We start from the raw sequence: 20,446 nt of genomic DNA, 5'->3' as shown, positions 1-20,446 counted from the left end.
GAGCCGATCAAACAGGCCCGGACTTTGCGCTATTCGTTCGAACCCAGCTCCGTACACTGGGTTCTATATCAGAACGAATCGCCAAGGAGCTCAGCATGGGCCTGTTGATCGACGGACGCTGGCACGACCAGTGGTATGAAAGCAGCAAAGACGGCGCCTTCCAGCGCGAAAGCGCGCAGCGGCGCAACGCCCTGCCCGCCGCCGAAGCCGGCCGTTATCACCTGTACGTGTCGCTGGCCTGCCCGTGGGCCCACCGCACCCTGATCTTTCGCAAGCTCAAGGGCCTTGAGAGCCTGATCGATGTATCGGTGGTCAGTTGGTTGATGGCCGAGCATGGCTGGACTTTTGACCAGAACAAGGGCTCGACCGGCGACAAGCTTGAGCACCTGGATTTCCTGCACCAGCGCTACACCCGCGACGACCCACACTACAGCGGCCGGGTCACGGTGCCGGTGCTGTGGGACAAACACGAGCAGCGCATCGTCAACAACGAATCGGCAGAGATCATCCGCATCTTCAACTCGGCGTTCGACGAGCTGACCGGCAATCGCCTGGACCTGTATCCCGAACCCTTGCGCGAGCGGATCGACGCACTCAACGAGCGGATCTACCCGGCGATCAACAATGGCGTGTACCGGGCGGGCTTTGCCACGTCGCAGGCGGCCTACGAGCAGGCCTTTGACGAGGTGTTTGCCGAGCTGGATCATCTGGAGCGGCTGCTGGGCACCCAGCGCTATCTGGCCGGGGAATACCTGACCGAGGCCGACTGGCGGCTGTTCACCACGCTGATCCGCTTTGACGCGGTGTACCACGGGCACTTCAAGTGCAACCTGCGGCGCATTGCCGATTACCCGAACCTGTCGAACTGGCTACGGGAGCTGTACCAGTGGCCGGGGATCGCCGAGACGGTGAATTTCGAGCATATCCAGAAGCATTACTACATGAGCCACAAGACCATCAATCCGAACGGGATTGTGCCCAAGGGGCCGTTGCAGGATTTTGAGCTGGGGCATGACCGGGAGCGGCTGGTGGGGCGAGGGATTTGGCGCAAGGCTGGGGAATAGGGGTGGATTCATCGCGGGTCAAGCCCGCTCCCACAGGTTTTGTGGGAGCGGGCTTGACCCGCGATGATTTCAAGGCTGGGCGCCTTCGAACCAGGCCAGCTTCTCGCGAAGCTGTACGACTTCGCCGACGATCACCAGGGTCGGTGCATGCACTTCATGCTCGGCCACAAGCTTGGGCAAGTCGGCCAGGGTGCCGGTGAACACCCGCTGGTTCGGCGTGGTGCCCTGCTGCACCAGGGCCGCCGGGGTATCGGCCGCACGCCCGTGACGAATCAACTCGGCACAGATGGTCGGCAGGCCCACCAGGCCCATGTAGAACACCAGGGTCTGCGCCGGTGCCACCAGGTCGTGCCAGGGCAGGTCGCTGGTACCGTCCTTGAGGTGACCGGTGACGAAACGCACCGACTGCGCATAGTCGCGGTGGGTCAGCGGGATGCCGGCATAGGCCGAGCAACCGCTGGCCGCGGTAATCCCCGGCACCACCTGGAACGGAATACCCTGGGCCGCCAGCTCTTCGATCTCTTCGCCGCCACGGCCGAAGATGAACGGATCGCCGCCCTTCAGACGCAGCACACGCTTGCCCTGACGCGCCAGGTCGACCAATTGCTGGTTGATCTGCGCTTGCGGCACGGCGTGGTCGGCGCGGCGCTTGCCGACGTAGATGCGCTCGGCATCACGACGGCACAGTTCGATGATCGCCGGGGCGACCAGGCGATCGTAGAGCACCACGTCGGCTTGCTGCATCAGGCGCAAGGCGCGGAAGGTCAGCAGGTCCGGGTCACCGGGGCCAGCGCCGACCAGGTACACCTCGCCCGGCGCCTGGTAAGTGGCACCGTCGATCTTGGCTTGCAGCAGGCGTTCGGCTTCAGCGCCCTGCCCGGCCAGTTGCCGCTCGGCGATCGGGCCCTGGAAGACATCTTCCCAAAAACCGCGACGCTGATTGACGTCCGGGTACAGCGCCTTGACCTTGTGCCGAAAGCGCGCGCCAAGGCCGGCCAGCTCGCCATAGGCGGCGGGAATCCAGGTTTCCAGCTTGGCCCGGATCAGCCGCGCCAGCACCGGCGCATCGCCGCCGCTGGACACCGCCACCACCAATGGCGAACGGTCGACAATAGCCGGGAAGATCACCGAACACAGCGCCGGCGCATCGACCACGTTGACCGGCACGCAGCGCTGGTGCGCATCAGCCGAGACCTGGGCGTTGAGCGCCTGGTCGTCGGTGGCGGCAATGATCAGCTGGCAGCCGTCGAGGTCGCCAGGCTGGTAACCACGGCTGAGGATTTCACCACCGCTGTGCCGGGCAAGCTCGGCCAGTTGCGCTTCGATCTCGGGCGCCACGACCCGCAGCACCGCCCCGGCGTCGGCCAGCAGACGCGATTTGCGCAGGGCAATCTCGCCTGCGCCGACGATCAGCACACGGCTGCCGCGCAGTTTGTGGAACAGCGGCAGGAATTCCATTTAACCGATGACCTCCAGGCCACCCATGTACGGCTTGAGCACTTCTGGCACGCGGATCGAACCGTCGGCCTGCTGGTAGTTTTCCAGCACCGCCACCAGGGTCCGGCCAACTGCCAGGCCCGAACCGTTGAGGGTGTGCACCAGTTCCGGCTTGCCGGTTTCCGGGTTGCGCCAGCGCGCCTGCATGCGCCGGGCCTGGAAATCGCCACAGTTGGAGCACGAGGAGATTTCGCGGTACTTGTCCTGGCTTGGCACCCAGACTTCCAGGTCGTAGGTTTTCACCGCGCTGAAGCCCATGTCGCCAGTGCACAGCGCCAGAACCCGGTATGGCAGCTCCAGGGCCTGCAGCACGCGCTCGGCGTTGGCGGTCAGGCCTTCGAGGGCTTCCATGGATTTGCCCGGCTCGACGATCTGTACCATTTCGACCTTGTCGAACTGGTGCTGGCGGATCATGCCGCGGGTGTCGCGGCCCGAAGCACCGGCTTCGCTACGGAAGCACGGGGTATGGGCGACGAACTTGATCGGCAGTTGCTTGGCGTCGAGGATCTCGCCGGCCACGATGTTGGTCAGCGACACTTCGGCAGTCGGGATCAGGTAGAAGTCGGCTTCGCCGTCGCGGCTGATCTTGAACAGGTCTTCCTCGAACTTGGGCAGCTGGCCGGTGCCTTGCAGCGCCGGAGCCTGGACCAGGTACGGGGTGTAGGCTTCTTCGTAGCCGTGCTCGCTGGTGTGCAGGTTGATCATGAACTGCGCCAGGGCGCGGTGCAGGCGCGCGATCGGGCCGCGCAGCAGGGCAAAACGGGCGCCCGACAGCTTGGCCGCGGTTTCGAAGTCCAGGCCGCCGGTCAGCTCGCCGAGCGCCACGTGGTCCTTGATCTCGAAGTCGAAGGCGCGCGGGGTGCCCCAACGACGCACTTCGACGTTGTGGTCTTCATCGGCGCCGACCGGCACGCTGTCATCCGGCAGGTTGGGAATGCCCAGCAGGATGCCATCCAGTTCGGCCTGGATGCCGTCCAGCTCGACCTTGCCGCTGGCAAGTTCACCCGCCATGCGCTCGACGTCCGCCATCAGCGGGGCGATGTCTTCGCCCTTGGCCTTGGCCTGGCCGATGGATTTGGAACGGGCGTTACGCTCGGCTTGCAGTTGTTCGGTACGGGTCTGCACCACCTTGCGGCGTTCTTCCAGGGCCTCGATGCGCGCGACATCCAGGCTGAAGCCACGGGAGGCCAGGCGGTCCGCCACTTCCTGAAGTTGGCCGCGTAACAGTTTGGAATCGAGCATATCGTTCTCTCGTTGGTTCAGAATTTGGTCAAAGACAGGCCGGCCCAGGTAGCGAGCAGCCCGCCCAATACGCTGGCTCCGGCATACCCGAAGGCCAGCGGCGCCTGCCCGCTTTCGAGCAGGCGCACGGTGTCCAGTGAAAAGGATGAAAAGGTTGTCAGACCGCCGAGAAAGCCGACGATCAGGCCCGCGCGCAGCTCGACCGGCACCAGCGGGCGATGCAAAAACAGCCCGTAGAGCAAGCCGATCAGCAGGCAGCCGAGCAGATTGACCGCCAGCGTACCGAGATAGAAGTGGCGTGGCCAGTGTGCGTTGACCCAATTGGCCGTGGCAAAGCGCAGCAAGGTACCGGCGATGCCGCCGGCGCTGACCGCGGCGATCAGCGCAATCATGGTTTTCTCCGCTGCCGCGGGCTGTTGCGGTCGAGTTCGGCCAGGTGCCTGAGCTTCTCGCCGATCTTCAGTTCCAGGCCGCGCGGCACCGGTTGGTAATAGTGGCGCGGCGCGAGGTTGTCGGGGAAGTAGTCCTCACCGGCAGCGTAGGCATCCGGCTCGTCGTGGGCGTAGCGATATTCATCGCCATAGCCCAGTTGCTTCATCAGTTTTGTGGGCGCGTTGCGCAGGTGCAGCGGCACTTCCAGCGAGCCGTGCTCGCCGGCTTCGCGCAGGGCGGTCTTGAAGCCCATGTACACCGCGTTGCTCTTCGGTGCGCAGGCAAGGTAGGTAATGGCCTGGGCCACCGCCAGCTCGCCTTCGGGGCTGCCCAGGCGCTCCTGCACGTCCCAGGCCGCCAGGCACAGGCTCAGGGCGCGGGGGTCGGCGTTGCCGATGTCTTCGCTGGCCATGCGCACCACGCGGCGGGCGATGTACAGCGGGTCGCAGCCGCCATCGAGCATGCGCGCGAACCAGTACAGGGCGCCGTCGGGGTTGGAGCCGCGCACTGATTTGTGCAGCGCCGAGATCTGGTCATAGAAGGCTTCGCCGCCCTTGTCGAAACGCCGGCGGCTGTCGCCGAGCAGGCTCTGCAGCAGCTCGACGCCGATTTCGCTGCCGTCTTCGGCCAGGTCCGAGGCGTTTTCAAGAAAGTTGAGCATGCGCCGGCCATCGCCATCGGCGGCGGCCATGAGCATCTGGAAGGCTTCGTCGCCGACCCGCAACTGGCGCTTGCCCAGGCCGCGCTCTTCAGTCAGGGCGCGGTTGACCAGCTTGCGCAGCGCCGCTTCATCGAGGCTTTTGAGCACATACACCCGCGCCCGCGACAGCAGCGCGTTGTTGAGCTCGAACGAGGGGTTCTCGGTGGTGGCGCCGATGAAGATCAGCGTGCCGTCTTCCACATAGGGCAGAAAGGCATCTTGCTGGGACTTGTTGAAGCGGTGCACTTCGTCGACGAACAGAATCGTCCGGCGCCCGTACTGCCCCGCCTGCTGCTTGGCGATGTCCACCGCGTGGCGGATTTCCTTGACCCCGGCCAACACCGCCGAAACGGTCTCGAAGTGGGCGTCGCAGAACTGCGCCAGCAGCCGCGCCAGGGTAGTCTTGCCGACCCCGGGCGGGCCCCAGAAGATCATCGAGTGCAGCGCGCCCGCTTCCAGTGCCTCGCGCAGCGGCTTGCCGCGGGCCAGCAGGTGCTCCTGGCCAACGTACTCGTCCAGGTTGGCCGGGCGCAGGCGCGCGGCCAGGGGCTGGGCTACGGGGTCGCTACGAAACAGGTCCATGGACGGCGCTACTACCTCTTACTCGGAGATGACATCCGCACCCTTGGGGATGTCGAACTTGAACTTGCTCGCCGGGATCGCTTCGTTGGCTTTAACCCCGGTGAACAGAATGTTAGTACGCTGGCCGACACTGTCGATCAGTTGCATATCATTGACCAGGCCTTTGCGGAACGATAACCGCAGGGAGTCAAACAGGGTGTCTTTGGTTTTCGGCTTGAGGGTGAAATCCATTACGTCGCCCTGCTCTTTGGAGGTGATATCGAAGCTCTGGCTGATCTTCGACACATCACCGGACAGCAGCAGTGCCGGGGTCTCGGTCAGGCGCTGGTCGAGTTTCTTGATAGTCGCTTGCTCCAGGTCCGGGTCCCACAGGGTAACGGTCTTGCCATCCGAAACCACCACCTGCTCCTGCGGCGCATCGGTATGCCAGTAGAACAAGCCAGGACGCTGAACCGACATTTGCCCCGCCGTTTCCTGCAGACTGGTGCCACTGGCATCCAGGGTCAGTTGGGAGAACCGGGCCTCGATGGTTCTGGACTTTTCCAGCAACTGGGTCAGGCGCGCGACATCCTGCTCACCGGCAATTGCCGAAGCGCTGGACAGGGCCATAGCGGAAACCAACAGCATGCGAATCAGGCGCATGGAAATCCTCGTTGCAGTATGAAGGGGCCGACGGCCGTCACTGGCCGCCAGCAGGTTGGATCATCAGTCGCGGGACGGCCCGGGGGCAATCACTTCGCGCGAACCGTTGGTGTTCATAGCGGTGACCACACCGGCCATTTCCATCGCCTCGATCATCCGCGCGGCGCGGTTGTAGCCGATCTTCAGCTTGCGCTGTACGGCGGAGATGGAGGCCCGGCGGCTTTCCAGCACGAACTGCACGGCTTCATCGTACAGCGCGTCGGTTTCGGCATCGTCGCCGTCACCACCGCCACTGCCGCCGTCGAAGCCGCTGCCGGCCTCTTCGACGCCGCTGAGGATGTCGTCGTTGTAGTCCGGGGCGCCTCGCAGCTTCCAGGCCTCGACCACGCGATGGACCTCGTCATCGGAGACGAAGGCGCCATGCACACGAATCGGCAGGCTGGTGCCCGGCGGCATGTAGAGCATGTCACCGTGGCCAAGCAACTGCTCGGCGCCGCCCTGATCGATGATGGTCCGCGAGTCGATCTTGCTCGATACCTGGAAGGCCATCCGCGTCGGGATGTTGGCCTTGATCAGGCCGGTAATCACGTCCACCGATGGCCGCTGGGTGGCGAGAATCAGGTGGATACCGGCGGCACGGGCCTTCTGGGCGATACGCGCGATCAGCTCTTCAACCTTCTTGCCGACGATCATCATCATGTCGGCAAACTCGTCGACCACCACAACGATGGTCGGCAGGGTTTTCAGCAGCGGCGGCACGTCGTCCATGCTTTCGCGCTTGAACATCGGGTCGTAGATCGGCTCGCCGGCCTCTTCGGCATCCTTGACCTTGCGGTTGAAGCCGGCCAGGTTACGCACGCCCATGGCCGCCATCAGCTTGTAGCGCCGTTCCATCTCGGCGACGCTCCAGCGCAGGGCGTTGGCGGCGTCCTTCATGTCGGTGACCACCGGGCAGAGCAGGTGCGGAATGCCTTCGTAGATCGACAGCTCGAGCATTTTCGGGTCGATCATGATCAGTTTGGCGTCTTCCGGGCCCGACTTGAACAGGATCGACAGGATCATGGCGTTGACGCCCACCGACTTACCGGAACCGGTGGTACCGGCCACCAGCAGGTGCGGCATCTTCGCAAGGTCGGTGATCACCGGCTTGCCGCCGATGTCATGGCCCAGGGCCATGGTCACCGGCGACTTGGCTTCGTCGTATTGCGGCGACGACAGCACCTCGGAGAAGCGCACGATCTGCCGGTCTTCGTTGGGAATCTCGATACCGACGGTGGTCTTGCCGGGGATCACCTCAACCACGCGCACGCTGGTCACGGCCAGGGAACGGGCCAGGTCCTTGGCCAGGTTGGCGATGCGGCTGACCTTGACGCCAGCGGCCGGCTGGATTTCGTACCGGGTAATCACCGGGCCCGGGTGGATCGAGTCTACCGAGACTTCGACACCGAATTCCTTGAGCTTGATTTCCAGCAGGTGGCCAACCCCGGCCAGGGACTCTGGCGAATAGTTGACCTGCTTCTTCTCGGCAGGATCGAGGATCGAGATCGGTGGCAAGGTGCCTTCGATGGCGCTGTCGACGAACAGCGGCGCCTGTTTTTCTTTCTGCACGCGCTTGCTCGGCTCCGGCGCCTTGGCCGGGGCCGGCATGATCACCGGCGCTGGCTGCTGCACGCGCTCGGCCACATGTTTGCTCAGGGCCTGGTCGCGCTCGATGATGCGCTCCTTGGCCTTGGCCTGTTCGCGGCGGTCAGGGGCTACCGGGGCGACCACATCATGAACCTGGTCGTCGACCTCACGCAGCTGCGCCACCAGGCGCTTGCGCTCGTTGCGCGCCTCCCACCAGCGGTTGGCGGCGCCCTGGAACAGCTCGAACAGGTCGAGGGTGATCTTGCCGGTGATGTCCATGACCTTGAACCACGACAGGTCGGTGAACACGGTCAGGCCGAACAGAAACAGGGCGATGAACATCAGCGTGCTGCCCTGCACGTTCAGGGCGTTCTTGGCCAGGTCGCCAAGGCTTTCGCCCAGCGCGCCACCGGCCGATGCCGGCAGGCTGGCGGCGGAATGGAAATGGATATGCGCCAGCGCCGCACCCGAAAGCACCAGGAACACCAGGCCGATCAGGCGCCAGGAGAACAGCCAGCCGCTCCACTGCCATGGCTGGTGGCGTTCGCGGAAGATCTGCCAGGTCTTGATCGCCAGCAGCAAGGGGAAGATGTAGGCGAAATAGCCCAGGACCATGAACAGGATGTCGGCGAAGTAGGCACCGGCACGGCCGGCGGCGTTCTGCACCTGCTCGACGTTGCTGGTGTGGCTGAAGCCCGGGTCGGCCTGGTCGTAGGTCAGCAAGGCCATCCACAGGTACAGGCACAGCGCGCCCACGGCGATCAGCGCACCTTCCTTGAGCCGATAGTGCAGCTGCTGGCGCCAGAGCGGCACGGGCAAGGGACTGGGTGTTGCGGTGGATTTCTTCAAAACGCGTCTATTCCTGCGCTCATTGCGCGTCCAACAGTGATTGACCCAACAGAACAGTCAACAAACCACTACTTTTAACATTACTGCCCGCCTACCGCCATGGCGGCACGCCAGAACACGCGTAAACGGGGGCCAATTTCCTATACAGCAATTTGAGCACGCATTTTCTTTTGTGACAAAGGCTTATGCGGTGTTTTTGTGCAAGTGTGACAACAAACGCCCAAGCAAGTTGCCAGACGGCACCACCGCTGCAGGAGCAGGCTTGTCCCGCGAGGCTTTTTCAGGCCATGCTGGGCGCCCTCCCCTCCTCCACCATTGGACCACGATGCTGACCTGGCTGAGCCGCGACACCCTGACCTTCCCGCCGCTGGACAAAGCCCTGCGCGACCCTAACGGCCTGCTCGCCGCCGGCGGAGACCTCAGCGCCGAGCGCCTGGTGCAGGCCTATCGCCATGGTTGCTTCCCCTGGTACCAGGACGGCCAGCCGATCCTCTGGTGGTCGCCCGACCCGCGCACCGTGCTGTTCCCCGACGAGCTGCACGTGTCGCGCTCGCTGCGCAAGCTCATCCGCCAGGGCCACTACCAGGTCAGCTTCGACCAGGACTTTGCCGCGGTAATCGACGCCTGCGCCGCACCGCGCGCCTACGCCGACGGCACCTGGATCACCGACAGCATGCAGGCGGCCTACCTGCAGTTGCATCGGCAGGGCTTTGCCCATTCGGTCGAGGTGCGCCGCGATGGCGAGCTGGTGGGCGGCCTGTACGGCCTGGCCATGGGCCGGCTGTTTTTCGGCGAATCGATGTTCAGCCGCGCCGACAACGCCTCCAAAGTCGGCTTCGTGGCGCTGGTCGAGCACCTGCAACAGGCAGGATTCGTCCTGATCGACTGTCAGATGCCTACCGACCACCTGCACAGCCTCGGCGCCCGCGCCATCGCCCGGGCCACGTTTGCCGACTACCTGCAGCGCTATCTCGACCAGCCCAACAGCGCCAGCTGGGTTTGCTAGGCGAGTTTTTCCAGCTGGCTTACACTTAAAACAAAAGCACCTCCCGAGGGGTTGATCATGACAGAGCTGGCGCGGTTGAAGTTTTATGCCACTCAACCCCATTCCTGCAGCTACCTGCCAGACGAGCAAGCCACCACGCTGTTCCTCGACCCGAGCCAGCCGATGGATGTCAACGTCTACGCAGACCTGTCGGAAATGGGCTTCCGGCGCAGCGGCGACCACCTGTATCGCCCGCACTGCCAGAACTGCAACGCCTGCGTGCCGGCGCGGATCCCGGCTGCGCGCTTTTTGCCCAACCGCCAGCAAAAACGCATCCTCAAGCGCAACGCCGACATCACCGTGACGCCCGCCCGTCCGGCGTTCAAGGAGGAATACTTCGAGCTGTACCGGCGCTACATCGAGCAGCGCCACGCCGATGGCGACATGTACCCGCCAAGCCGCGACCAGTTTTCCACCTTCCTGGTCCGCGATCTGCCGTTTTCACGCTTTTACGAGTTTCGCCTGGACGGCCGCCTGCTGGCCGTGGCGGTCACCGACCTGCTGCCCAACGGCCTGTCGGCGGTATACACCTTCTACGAGCCGGACGAAGAGCGGCGCAGCCTGGGGCGCTTTGCCATCCTCTGGCAGATCACCGAAGCCCTGCGCCTGGGCCTGGACGCGGTCTACCTCGGTTACTGGATCAAAAACTGCAAAAAGATGAACTACAAGACCCAGTACCGCCCCATCGAGCTGCTGATCAATCAACGTTGGGTGACGCTGAACTGAAATCATTGGCTTGAAGGCCATTTTTCGGGCACAATGCACGCCACTTTTTTTGCCTGGCGCAGCTGTGCACCGGGCCATTAACTGGACACCGAGGGCTTTACTGCATGTCGAAAGAAGACAGCTTCGAAATGGAAGGCACTGTCGTCGACACCCTGCCCAACACCATGTTCCGTGTGGAGTTGGAAAATGGGCACGTCGTTACCGCGCACATCTCCGGAAAGATGCGCAAGAACTACATTCGTATTCTGACCGGTGACAAGGTCCGCGTCGAACTGACGCCTTACGACCTGAGCAAGGGGCGCATCACCTACCGCGCCCGCTAAGCGACACCAACAAAAACGCCCGGCTAAATGCCGGGCGTTTTTGTTGGCCTTTGAAAAGCATCGCGGGGCAAGCCCGCGATCAGCCGTTACGCCATCTCAGCCGTGGTCTCGAAGTCGAACACCAGTTCGCCATCACGGATGTCGATGTGCACCACACCGCCATGCTCGGCCAGTTCGCCAAACAGGATCTCTTCGGCCAGCGGCCGTTTGATCTTGTCCTGGATCAGCCGCGCCATTGGCCGCGCGCCCATCTGCGCATCGTAGCCACCGGCCGCCAGCCAGCCGCGCGCCGCATCGCTCACCTCGAGCAACACGCGCTTGTCTTCCAGTTGCGCCTGCAGCTCGATGAGGAACTTGTCCACCACGCTCTTGATCGTCTCATGGCTGAGGCGGCCAAACTGGATGATGGTGTCCAGGCGGTTGCGGAACTCCGGCGTGAAGCTCTTCTTGATCACTTCCATGGCGTCGGATGAGTGATCTTGATGAGTGAAGCCGATCGAAGCTCGCGCAGCGGTTTCAGCACCGGCGTTGGTGGTCATGATGACGATGACGTTACGGAAGTCCGCCTTGCGCCCGTTGTTGTCGGTCAGGGTACCGTGGTCCATCACCTGCAGCAGCAGGTTGAAGACTTCCGGGTGGGCCTTCTCGATCTCATCGAGCAGCAGCACGCAGTGCGGCTGCTTGGTGATGGCTTCGGTGAGCAGCCCGCCCTGGTCGAAACCGACGTAGCCCGGAGGCGCACCGATCAGACGCGAGACGGTATGACGCTCCATGTACTCAGACATGTCAAAGCGTACCAGCTCGACACCCAGGGCCTTGGCCAACTGGCGCGCCGCTTCGGTTTTACCTACACCGGTAGGGCCGGCAAACAGGAACGAACCGACCGGCTTGTCTGGCGCCTTGAGACCGGCGCGTGACAGCTTGATGGCGGTGGCCAGCGAATCGATCGCCGCATCCTGGCCAAACACGGTCAGCTTGAGGTCGCGCTCCAGGTTACGCAGCAGCTCCTTGTCGGAACTGGTGACGTGCTTTGGCGGAATCCGCGCGATTTTGGCGACGATGTCTTCGACTTGCGGCACGTCGATACGCTTGACGCGCATCTCCACCGGCTGCAGGCGCTGGTAGGCGCCGGCCTCGTCGATCACATCGATGGCCTTGTCGGGCATGTGCCGGTCATTGATGTAGCGCGCTGCAAGCTCGGCAGCGGCGCGCAGGGCCTCATCGCTGTACTCGATGTTGTGGTGGCTCTCGAACCGCCCCTTGAGCCCACGCAGGATGCCCACGGTGTCTTCCACCGATGGCTCGCTGACATCAACCTTCTGGAAGCGCCGCGCCAGGGCCCGGTCTTTTTCGAAGATGCCGCGAAATTCCTGGAAGGTGGTCGAGCCGATGCAACGGATATCACCCGAAGACAGCAGCGGCTTGAGCAGGTTGGAGGCGTCCATTACCCCACCGGAGGCCGCACCGGCACCGATGATGGTGTGGATCTCGTCGATGAACAGGATCGCCTGCGGGCGTTTACGCAGTTCATTGAGCAGCGCCTTGAAGCGCTTCTCGAAGTCGCCACGGTACTTGGTCCCGGCCAGCAAGGCGCCCAGGTCCAGGGAGTAGACCACGCTTTGTGCCAGCAGGTCCGGCACCTGGCCGTCGACGATGCGCTTGGCCAGGCCTTCGGCGATGGCGGTTTTACCGACACCGGCCTCGCCAACCAGCAGCGGGTTGTTCTTGCGCCGACGGGCGAGGATCTGCGCGACGCGCTCGACTTCAAGCTCACGGCCGACCAGCGGGTCGATGCGCCCTTGGCGGGCCTGTTCGTTGAGGTTGCTGGCATAGGCATCCAGGGGATTGCCCGACGATGAAGTTTCGCCGCCGTCCTCGTCCTGCATTTCTTGTTCGCCCTCGGAGTGTTCACCATGGCCCGGCACCTTGGAGATGCCGTGGGCGATGTAGTTGACCACGTCGATACGGGCCACGCTCTGCTGTTTAAGCAGGAACACGGCCTGGCTTTCCTGTTCGCTGAAAATTGCCACCAACACGTTGGCGCCGGTGACTTCACGCTTGCCCGAGCTCTGGACATGGAAGACTGCGCGCTGCAATACACGCTGGAAGCCCAGGGTTGGCTGGGTCTCGCGGTCCTCGTCGTGCACGGGGATCAACGGCGTGGTGGAGTCAATGAACTCCTGCAGGTCGTGTTTGAGTTTGTCGAGGTTTGCGCCGCAGGCGCGCAGAACGGTCGCGGCGGCCTCATTATCCAATAGTGCCAGCAGCAGGTGCTCGACGGTCATGAACTCATGACGTTTCGAGCGTGCCTCCTTGAAGGCCAGATTGAGGGTGACTTCGAGCTCGCGGTTTAACATAGCTTCACCTCATACCCAAGTGGCCGGCGATTAACCGTCCTTCTCGATTTCACAGAGTAGCGGATGCTGGCTTTCCCTTGCGTATTGGTTGACCTGCATGGCCTTGGTCTCGGCGATGTCACGGGTAAACAATCCGCACACTGCCCGTCCTTCTGTGTGGACGGCCAGCATGACCTTGGTCGCCAGCTCGCGATTCAGGTTAAAAAACACCTCGAGCACTTCGACGACGAAATCCATCGGTGTGTAGTCATCGTTAAACAAAACCACCTTGTACATGGGTGGCGCCTGCAGGGCCGGTTTGGCCTCCTGTACCGCCAGGCCAGAACCATCGTCCTCATGCGATTGCGGGCGATCCTGATTGAATGTTAGTCGAATCTGGCTATGTGCATGCATGGAAAGAATTTCATCATTTCGACAGGTTGGTTTATGGGTTGACCGCACAGGCGACGCGGGACAGCCGTCACCTCACCTTGACTATCGGCAAAACGGTGTTACAACCAATAAGAACCCACCGTGGTCGATAAAGATCCGCGCAGTCAACCAGAATTTTCGCAGGTTCATATGCGGATGGAGTGGATGATACTCCAGTGATGGAGTCCTTTGCAGAGGGATATGAGGATGGCAAGCGGTAAAGTCAAGTGGTTCAACAACGCCAAGGGCTATGGCTTCATCAATGAAGACGGGAAAATAGAGGATCTGTTTGCACACTACTCGGCTATCCAGATGGAAGGTTATAAAACCCTGAAAGCCGGGCAACCCGTCAACTTCGATATCATCCAGGGCCCCAAAGGCTTGCATGCGGTCAATATCGAGAGTGCGACCGCACCAACCACAGCCTCCCCCACCCCCAGCCCGCAAACAACTGAAGCCTGAGCCGGCGATCAGACAAAAGAAAACCGGCCAGCCCGCAAGGACTGGCCGGTTTTCTTGTGCCGCTTACATGTGCTTGATCAAGGCCTCACCGAAACCGGAGCTGCTGACCAGGGTTGCGCCGTCCATCAGGCGCTCGAAGTCGTAGGTCACGGTCTTGGCGGCAATGGCGCCGTTGGTACCCTTGATGATCAGGTCGGCCGCCTCGGTCCAGCCCAGGTGGCGCAGCATCATCTCGGCCGAGAGAATCACCGAACCGGGGTTGACCTGGTCCTTGCCGGCGTATTTCGGCGCGGTGCCGTGGGTAGCCTCGAACATCGCCACGGTGTCGGACAGGTTGGCGCCCGGAGCGATACCGATGCCGCCGACTTCCGCCGCCAGGGCGTCGGACAGGTAGTCACCGTTGAGGTTGAGGGTGGCGATCACGTCGTATTCGGCCGGGCGCAGCAGGATCTGCTGGAGCATGGCGTCGGCGATGGCGTCCTTGACGATGACTTCACGGCCGGTTTTCGGGTTTTTGAACTTCATCCACGGGCCGCCATCGAGCAGCTCGGCGCCGAATTCGTTCTTGGCCACTTCGTAGCCCCAGTCCTTGAAGGCACCTTCGGTGAACTTCATGATGTTGCCCTTGTGCACAATGGTCAGCGACTTGCGGTCGTTGTCCACCACGTATTGCAGGGCCTTGCGCACCAGGCGCTGGGTGCCTTCTTTAGAGACCGGCTTGATGCCGATGCCGCAATCCTGGTCGAAACGGATCTTGGTGACGCCCATTTCTTCTTTGAGGAACTTGATGACCTTGGTCGCCTCGGGCGAACCGGCCTTCCATTCGATACCGGCATAGATGTCTTCGGAGTTCTCGCGAAAGATCACCATGTCGACGTCACCCGGCTTTTTCACCGGGCTGGGCACGCCCTGGAACCACACCACCGGGCGCAGGCAGACATACAGGTCCAGTTGCTGGCGCAGGGCCACGTTGAGGGAGCGGATACCGCCACCGACCGGGGTGGTCAGCGGGCCCTTGATGGAGACGACGTAGTCCTTGACCGCATCGAGGGTTTCCTGGGGCAGCCAGGTGTCCTGGTCGTATACCTGGGTGGCTTTTTCACCAGCGTAGACTTCCATCCAGGAAATCTTGCGCTTGCCCCCATAGGCTTTCTCTACAGCAGCATCAACCACTTTGATCATGACGGGGCTTACATCTACGCCAATGCCGTCGCCTTCGATGAACGGGATGATCGGATTATCAGGAACATTGAGAGAATGGTCCGCATTGACGGTGATTTTGTCGCCGACTGCCGGAACCTTGATTTTCTGGTATCCCATGCTGCACTCCGTTTTTTTTGGTGTGGTTCGTCATCTGGATCCCCTGAGCGTACCCCAGTTGAACGGCAACGGGAACCTCGTGCGCAAATGCCCTGCGATGGGGCAGCAACGCCTACATCTTTGGTCTAAAAAAGCCCCTGCGACGGGTTGATCTTGATCAATACGACCAAGGCTTTGGTATACTCGCCCGGTGACCAAAGGGTCACTGGGGGCGAACCGTCTGAAACGAGACCTGCGGCCCCGACAAGACTGGGCTGTTACCGCAGTTCAGCCGTTTGACACTCGACTGATGCAATCCACCATCACCGCCCAGAATCTTCGACCTTCTGCTCATGGATGTGTCTGAGCGAAGCGCCTACCCTGCGCACCTCGAGATTCTGCGCACGCTCAGCAAAACAGAGAGTTAACCCGAATATGCCCACCCGATCCAAGATCATCTACACCTTCACCGACGAAGCCCCCGCCCTCGCCACCTATTCACTGCTCCCCGTCATCGAAGCCTTCACCGCTTCTGCCGACATCGCCGTAGAAACCCGGGACATCTCTCTGGCCGGCCGCATCCTTTCTGCCTTCCCTGAACAGCTCGGCGCCGACAAGCAAGTGGCCGACCACCTGGCAGAACTGGGCCAACTGGCAACCACGCCAGAAGCCAACATCATCAAGCTGCCGAACATCAGCGCCTCGGTTCCGCAACTGAAGGCCGCGATCAAGGAACTGCAAGCCAAGGGCTTCAACATTCCTGATTACCCTGAAGCCGCCGCCAGCGATGCCGAGAAAGAAGCCAAGGCGCGCTACGACCGCATCAAAGGCAGTGCCGTCAACCCGGTCCTGCGTGAAGGCAACTCCGACCGCCGCGCACCGCTGTCGGTCAAGAACTACGCACGCAAGCACCCACACAAGATGGGCGCCTGGGCAGCCGACTCCAAGTCCCATGTGGCGCACATGAGCCAGGGCGACTTCTACGGCAGCGAGAAAGCCGCGCTGATCGAAGCCGATGACAGCCTGCGCATCGAACTGCTGGACAAGAATGGCAACACCACCGTTCTGAAAGAAAAAACCGCGGTCAAGGCCGGCGAAATCGTCGACTGCGCGGTCATGAGCACCAAGGCGCTGCGTAAATTCATCGCCGCCGAGATCGAAGACGCCAAAGCCAAGGGCGTCCTGCTGTCGGTCCACCTGAAAGCGACCATGATGAAGGTCTCCGACCCGATCATGTTCGGCCAGATCGTTGCCGAGTACTACCAGGACGCGCTGAACAAGCACGCCGACGTACTGGCGCAGATCGGCTTCAACCTGAACAACGGTATCGGCGACCTGTACGCCCGTATCAAGGCCCTGCCAGCCGAGCAACAGGCGCAGATCGAAGCTGACGTCAAAGCCGTCTACGACGTTCGCCCGGCCCTGGCCATGGTCAACTCCGACAAGGGCATCACCAACCTGCACGTGCCGAGCGACGTTATCGTCGACGCCTCGATGCCGGCGATGATCCGTGACTCGGGCAAGATGTGGAACACCGAAGGCCAGCTGCAAGACACCAAGGCGGTGATTCCGGACCGTTGCTACGCCACCATCTACCAGGCCGTTATCGAAGACTGCAAGCAACACGGCGCCTTCGATCCGACCACCATGGGCAGCGTGCCGAACGTTGGCCTGATGGCGCAGAAAGCCGAAGAGTACGGCTCCCACGACAAGACCTTCCAGGCCAAGGCCGACGGCGTGATCCGCGTGGTTGACGGCAAGGGCAACCTGCTGCTGTCCCAGGACGTCGAAGCCGGCGACATCTTCCGCATGTGCCAGACCAAAGACGCACCGATCCAGGACTGGGTCAAACTGGCCGTCAACCGTGCCCGCGCCAGCAACACCCCGGCGCTGTTCTGGCTCGACCCGCAGCGTGCCCACGACGGCGTGCTGATCGAGAAGGTCCAGCAGTACCTGAAAGACCACGACACCGCTGGCCTGGACATCCGCGTCCTGTCGCCTGTCGAGGCGATGAAGGTTTCCCTGCAGCGCATCCGCGCTGGCCAGGACACCATCTCGGTCACCGGCAACGTGCTGCGCGACTACCTGACCGACCTGTTCCCGATCATGGAGCTGGGCACCAGCGCCAAGATGCTGTCGATCGTACCGCTGATGAACAACGGCGGCCTGTTCGAAACCGGCGCCGGCGGTTCGGCTCCCAAGCACGTACAGCAACTGGTTGAAGAAAACTTCCTGCGCTGGGATTCGCTGGGTGAGTTCCTGGCCCTGGCCGCCTCCCTGGAGCACCTGGGCAACGCCTACGCCAACCCGAAAGCCAAGGTACTGGCGGCGACCCTGGACCAGGCCACCGGCCAGTTCCTGGACACCAACAAGTCCCCGGCGCGCAAGGTTGGTGGTATCGACAACCGCGGCAGCCACTTCTACCTGACCCTGTACTGGGCCCAGGCCCTGGCCGCCCAGAGCGACGACGCCGCCCTGCAAGCGCGCTTCGCCCCACTGGCAAAAGCCTTGGCCGAGAACGAAGCGACCATCGTCGCCGAGCTCAACGCCGTTCAGGGCAAGCCGGCTGACATCGGTGGTTACTACTACCCGGATGCCGAGCTGACCAGCAAGGTGATGCGCCCGAGCCAGACCTTCAACAGCGCGATCGCCGCGCTGTAAGCTTGAAGGAATGAAAAAACCCCGGCCACGCACCGGGGTTTTTTAGCTTTAAGTATCAAGCTACAAGCTACAAGAAAGAGCCTTGCGCGCTCGGCTTTTACTTGTAGCTTGCAGCTTGAAACTTCCAACTTAGGGAGAGAATCGACCGTGCGCCCCCACATCACCGTCGCCACCATTATCGAAGACCAGGGCCGCTTCCTCATGGTCGAGGAATTCAAGGCCGGCAAGCACGTCTTCAACCAACCCGCCGGCCACCTGGAGGCCAACGAGAGCCTGCTCGACGCCGCCCGCCGCGAAACCCTCGAAGAAACCGCGTGGGAGGTCGAGCTGACCGGCGTGGTCGGTATCTATCTGTACACCGCCCCCAGCAACGGCGTGACCTACCAGCGCATCTGCTTCGCCGCCCGGGCGCTCAAGCACCACCCCGAGCGGGCCCTGGACAGCGACATCGTGCGCGCCGTGTGGCTGAGCCGCGAGGAGCTGCTGGCCGACCCCGAGCGCTGGCGCAGCGAACTGGTGCCCCGTTGCATCGACGATTACCTGGCCGGCCCGCTGCACAGCCTGGCGTTGATTCGCGACTGACAGCAACGATGCCTTGAAGGCCGCAGCCTGATAGAATCGTTGTCTTTTTCCAGATACACAGCCGGTACCTATGACCAGTCCAGCACTTTACGAACCCGAAAAGACACGCGTTATCGTCGGCATGTCCGGCGGCGTGGACTCTTCCGTCTCCGCCCTCCTGCTGATGGAGCAGGGCTACCAGGTGGAAGGCCTGTTCATGAAGAACTGGGAAGAGGACGACGGCACCGAATACTGCACCGCCCGCGAAGACCTGGCCGACGCCCAGGCCGTGTGCGACCGCATCGGCATCAAGCTGCATACCGCCAACTTCGCCGCCGAATACTGGGATAACGTCTTCGAGCACTTCCTGGCCGAATACAAGGCCGGACGCACGCCAAACCCGGACATCCTCTGCAACCGCGAAATCAAGTTCAAGGCCTTCCTCGACTACGCGCTGATGCTCGGTGCCGACCTGATCGCCACCGGTCACTACGTGCGCCGCCGCGACACCGATGGCCGTACCGAACTGCTCAAGGGCCTGGACCCGAACAAGGACCAGAGCTACTTCCTGCACGCCGTCGGCGGCAAGGAAATCGCCCGCACGCTGTTCCCGGTCGGCGAGCTGGAAAAACCCGAAGTGCGTGCCATCGCCGAGAAACACGGCCTGGCCACGGCCAAGAAGAAAGACTCCACCGGCATCTGCTTTATCGGCGAGCGGCGCTTCAGCGACTTCCTCAAGCAGTACCTGCCCGCGCAGCCGGGCGAGATCCAGACCACCGACGGCGAAGTCATCGGTCGTCACCATGGCCTGATGTACCACACCATTGGCCAGCGCCAGGGCCTGGGCATCGGCGGCCTGAAAGACGCCGGCGACGAGCCGTGGTACGTGCTGGAAAAAGACCTGACCCGCAACGTGCTGGTGGTCGGCCAGGGCAACGAACACCCATGGCTGTTCTCCCGCGCCCTGCTCGCTTCAGAAATTTTCTGGGTCAACCCGATTGACCTTTCCAGCCCACGGCGCCTGACCGCCAAGGTGCGCTACCGCCAGAGCGACCAGCACTGCACCCTGGAGCAAACCCCGGGCGGCTACCGCGCGGTGTTCGACGAGCCGCAGCGGGCCGTGACCCCAGGCCAGTCGGTGGTGTTCTATGACGGCGAAATCTGCCTCGGCGGCGGCGTGATCGAAACCGCCGAGCCGTGGAGCGCGCGCGCATGAATGCCATGCAAGAGCAGTTGATCGCCCTGGGCGGCGTGTTCCAGGCTGCGGTGCTGGTCGACCGTATCGCCCGCACCGGCCAGGCCAGCGAGGCCAACCTTGGCTGCATGCTCGGCAGCCTGCTGGTACGCGACCCCAAGGACACCCTGGAGGTGTTCGGCGGTGACGACCTGAACCTGCGCGACGGCTACCGCGCCCTGGCCAGCGCCCTGGAGCGCGACCCCGGCAGCCTGCAGCGCGAACCGCTGCGCTATGCCCTGTCGATGCTGGGCCTTGAGCGCCAGCTGGCCAAGCGCGGCGACATGCTTGACGTGATTGGCAACCGCCTGCCGCAAATCCAGTCCCAGGCCGAGCATTTCGGCCTGGTGCATGAAAATGTCATCGCTTCCAGCGGCGCCCTGTACCAGGACACCCTGAGCACCCTGCGCCAGCGCATCCAGGTGCACGGCGACATGCGCCACCTGCAGCAGCCCAGCAACGCCTCGAAGATTCGCGCCCTGCTGCTTGCCGGCATCCGCGCCGCGCGCCTGTGGCGGCAGCTCGGCGGGCATCGCTGGCAGCTGGTGATCAGCCGGCGCAAACTGCTCAAAGAGCTGTATCCGATGTTGCGTGGCTGATAAAGCCATCGCGGGTCAAGCCCGCTCCCACAGAGGCTTCCTTCAACCTGTGGGAGCGGGCTTGACCCGCGAAAAAGCCAAAGAATTACCGGCAGACCATTTGTCAGCCACCCGACCCGGGCGCGTTTTTCATG

Annotated in this window: 18 protein-coding genes; 9 read left to right on the top strand and 9 right to left on the bottom strand. The window is 62.6% G+C overall.

Annotated elements, in window-relative coordinates; genetic code table 11:
* Nucleotides 1-95 precede the first annotated feature (95 nt).
* Nucleotides 96-1,064, top strand: coding sequence for a glutathione S-transferase family protein (locus LOY37_RS09840; RefSeq protein ID WP_258716739.1), 969 nt, complete (start codon nt 96-98; stop codon nt 1,062-1,064).
* A gap of 69 nt (nt 1,065-1,133) precedes the next feature.
* Here LOY37_RS09840 and cysG read toward each other — a convergent pair whose 3' ends face one another.
* The 6 genes from cysG to ftsK all read right to left on the bottom strand — a co-directional run bounded on the left by cysG (nt 1,134) and on the right by ftsK (nt 8,634).
* Complete coding sequence (cysG, locus tag LOY37_RS09835; RefSeq protein ID WP_258716738.1) at nt 1,134-2,522, bottom strand: siroheme synthase CysG; 1,389 nt, start codon at nt 2,520-2,522, stop codon at nt 1,134-1,136.
* Nucleotides 2,523-3,803 (bottom strand): serine--tRNA ligase, encoded by a 1,281-nt coding sequence (serS, locus tag LOY37_RS09830; RefSeq protein ID WP_045201407.1) that lies wholly within the window; start codon nt 3,801-3,803, stop codon nt 2,523-2,525.
* Nucleotides 3,804-3,820: 17 nt separating this feature from the next.
* The gene (gene crcB, locus LOY37_RS09825) at nt 3,821-4,195 is read right to left on the bottom strand and encodes a fluoride efflux transporter CrcB (RefSeq protein ID WP_045201406.1); all 375 of its coding nucleotides are present in this window, start codon (nt 4,193-4,195) and stop codon (nt 3,821-3,823) included.
* Nucleotides 4,192-5,517, bottom strand: a complete 1,326-nt coding sequence (locus LOY37_RS09820) for a replication-associated recombination protein A (RefSeq protein WP_258716737.1) — start codon at nt 5,515-5,517, stop codon at nt 4,192-4,194. Before LOY37_RS09820 ends, crcB begins: the two co-directional genes overlap by 4 nt.
* A gap of 18 nt (nt 5,518-5,535) precedes the next feature.
* Nucleotides 5,536-6,159: an outer membrane lipoprotein chaperone LolA gene (gene lolA / locus LOY37_RS09815; RefSeq protein WP_258716736.1), complete on the bottom strand. Its 624-nt coding sequence runs from the start codon at nt 6,157-6,159 to the stop codon at nt 5,536-5,538.
* A 63-nt stretch (nt 6,160-6,222) separates the two neighbouring features.
* Entirely contained in the window at nt 6,223-8,634 is a 2,412-nt protein-coding gene (gene ftsK, locus LOY37_RS09810) for a DNA translocase FtsK (protein ID WP_045201403.1), read from the bottom strand.
* Nucleotides 8,635-8,959: 325 nt separating this feature from the next.
* On the opposite strand from ftsK, the gene aat reads away from it, so the two are divergent.
* The 3 genes from aat to infA all read left to right on the top strand — a co-directional run bounded on the left by aat (nt 8,960) and on the right by infA (nt 10,728).
* Nucleotides 8,960-9,640 carry a leucyl/phenylalanyl-tRNA--protein transferase gene (gene aat / locus LOY37_RS09805; RefSeq protein ID WP_258716735.1) on the top strand — a complete coding sequence of 227 codons (681 nt, stop codon included), beginning with the start codon at nt 8,960-8,962 and terminating at the stop codon, nt 9,638-9,640.
* A 57-nt stretch (nt 9,641-9,697) separates the two neighbouring features.
* Nucleotides 9,698-10,405: an arginyltransferase gene (locus LOY37_RS09800; RefSeq protein ID WP_045201401.1), complete on the top strand. Its 708-nt coding sequence runs from the start codon at nt 9,698-9,700 to the stop codon at nt 10,403-10,405.
* Between the two features lie 104 nt (nt 10,406-10,509).
* A complete protein-coding gene (gene infA / locus LOY37_RS09795) occupies nt 10,510-10,728 on the top strand; it encodes a translation initiation factor IF-1 (RefSeq protein WP_002553999.1) in 219 nt (72 codons plus the stop codon).
* Nucleotides 10,729-10,814: 86 nt separating this feature from the next.
* On the opposite strand, the gene clpA is transcribed toward infA, so the two are convergent.
* Together clpA and clpS are read right to left on the bottom strand one after the other, a co-directional pair.
* The gene (gene clpA / locus LOY37_RS09790; protein WP_045201400.1) at nt 10,815-13,085 is read right to left on the bottom strand and encodes an ATP-dependent Clp protease ATP-binding subunit ClpA; all 2,271 of its coding nucleotides are present in this window, start codon (nt 13,083-13,085) and stop codon (nt 10,815-10,817) included.
* Nucleotides 13,086-13,115: 30 nt separating this feature from the next.
* Entirely contained in the window at nt 13,116-13,478 is a 363-nt protein-coding gene (clpS, locus tag LOY37_RS09785; protein ID WP_009400967.1) for an ATP-dependent Clp protease adapter ClpS, read from the bottom strand.
* A gap of 225 nt (nt 13,479-13,703) precedes the next feature.
* Between clpS and cspD the strand changes: the two genes are divergently transcribed.
* Nucleotides 13,704-13,958, top strand: coding sequence for a cold shock domain-containing protein CspD (gene cspD, locus LOY37_RS09780; RefSeq protein ID WP_258716734.1), 255 nt, complete (start codon nt 13,704-13,706; stop codon nt 13,956-13,958).
* 63 nt (nt 13,959-14,021) lie between these two features.
* On the opposite strand, the gene icd is transcribed toward cspD, so the two are convergent.
* Nucleotides 14,022-15,278 carry an NADP-dependent isocitrate dehydrogenase gene (icd, locus tag LOY37_RS09775; protein WP_045201398.1) on the bottom strand — a complete coding sequence of 419 codons (1,257 nt, stop codon included), beginning with the start codon at nt 15,276-15,278 and terminating at the stop codon, nt 14,022-14,024.
* Between the two features lie 414 nt (nt 15,279-15,692).
* Between icd and LOY37_RS09770 the strand changes: the two genes are divergently transcribed.
* The 4 genes from LOY37_RS09770 to hflD all read left to right on the top strand — a co-directional run bounded on the left by LOY37_RS09770 (nt 15,693) and on the right by hflD (nt 20,312).
* Complete coding sequence (locus LOY37_RS09770; RefSeq protein ID WP_045201397.1) at nt 15,693-17,918, top strand: NADP-dependent isocitrate dehydrogenase; 2,226 nt, start codon at nt 15,693-15,695, stop codon at nt 17,916-17,918.
* Nucleotides 17,919-18,065: 147 nt separating this feature from the next.
* Complete coding sequence (locus LOY37_RS09765) at nt 18,066-18,500, top strand: NUDIX hydrolase (RefSeq protein WP_082075505.1); 435 nt, start codon at nt 18,066-18,068, stop codon at nt 18,498-18,500.
* 70 nt (nt 18,501-18,570) lie between these two features.
* A complete protein-coding gene (gene mnmA, locus LOY37_RS09760) occupies nt 18,571-19,695 on the top strand; it encodes a tRNA 2-thiouridine(34) synthase MnmA (RefSeq protein ID WP_045201396.1) in 1,125 nt (374 codons plus the stop codon).
* A complete protein-coding gene (hflD, locus tag LOY37_RS09755) occupies nt 19,692-20,312 on the top strand; it encodes a high frequency lysogenization protein HflD (protein ID WP_045201395.1) in 621 nt (206 codons plus the stop codon). Before mnmA ends, hflD begins: the two co-directional genes overlap by 4 nt.
* The last annotated feature ends 134 nt before the right edge of the window (nt 20,313-20,446 follow it).

The sequence above is a fragment of the Pseudomonas sp. B21-012 genome (assembly GCF_024749305.1).
Lineage (GTDB): Bacteria > Pseudomonadota > Gammaproteobacteria > Pseudomonadales > Pseudomonadaceae > Aquipseudomonas.
The sequence above is the reverse complement of the archived record's forward strand: the minus strand, read 5'-3'. Positions and strand labels throughout refer to the sequence as shown.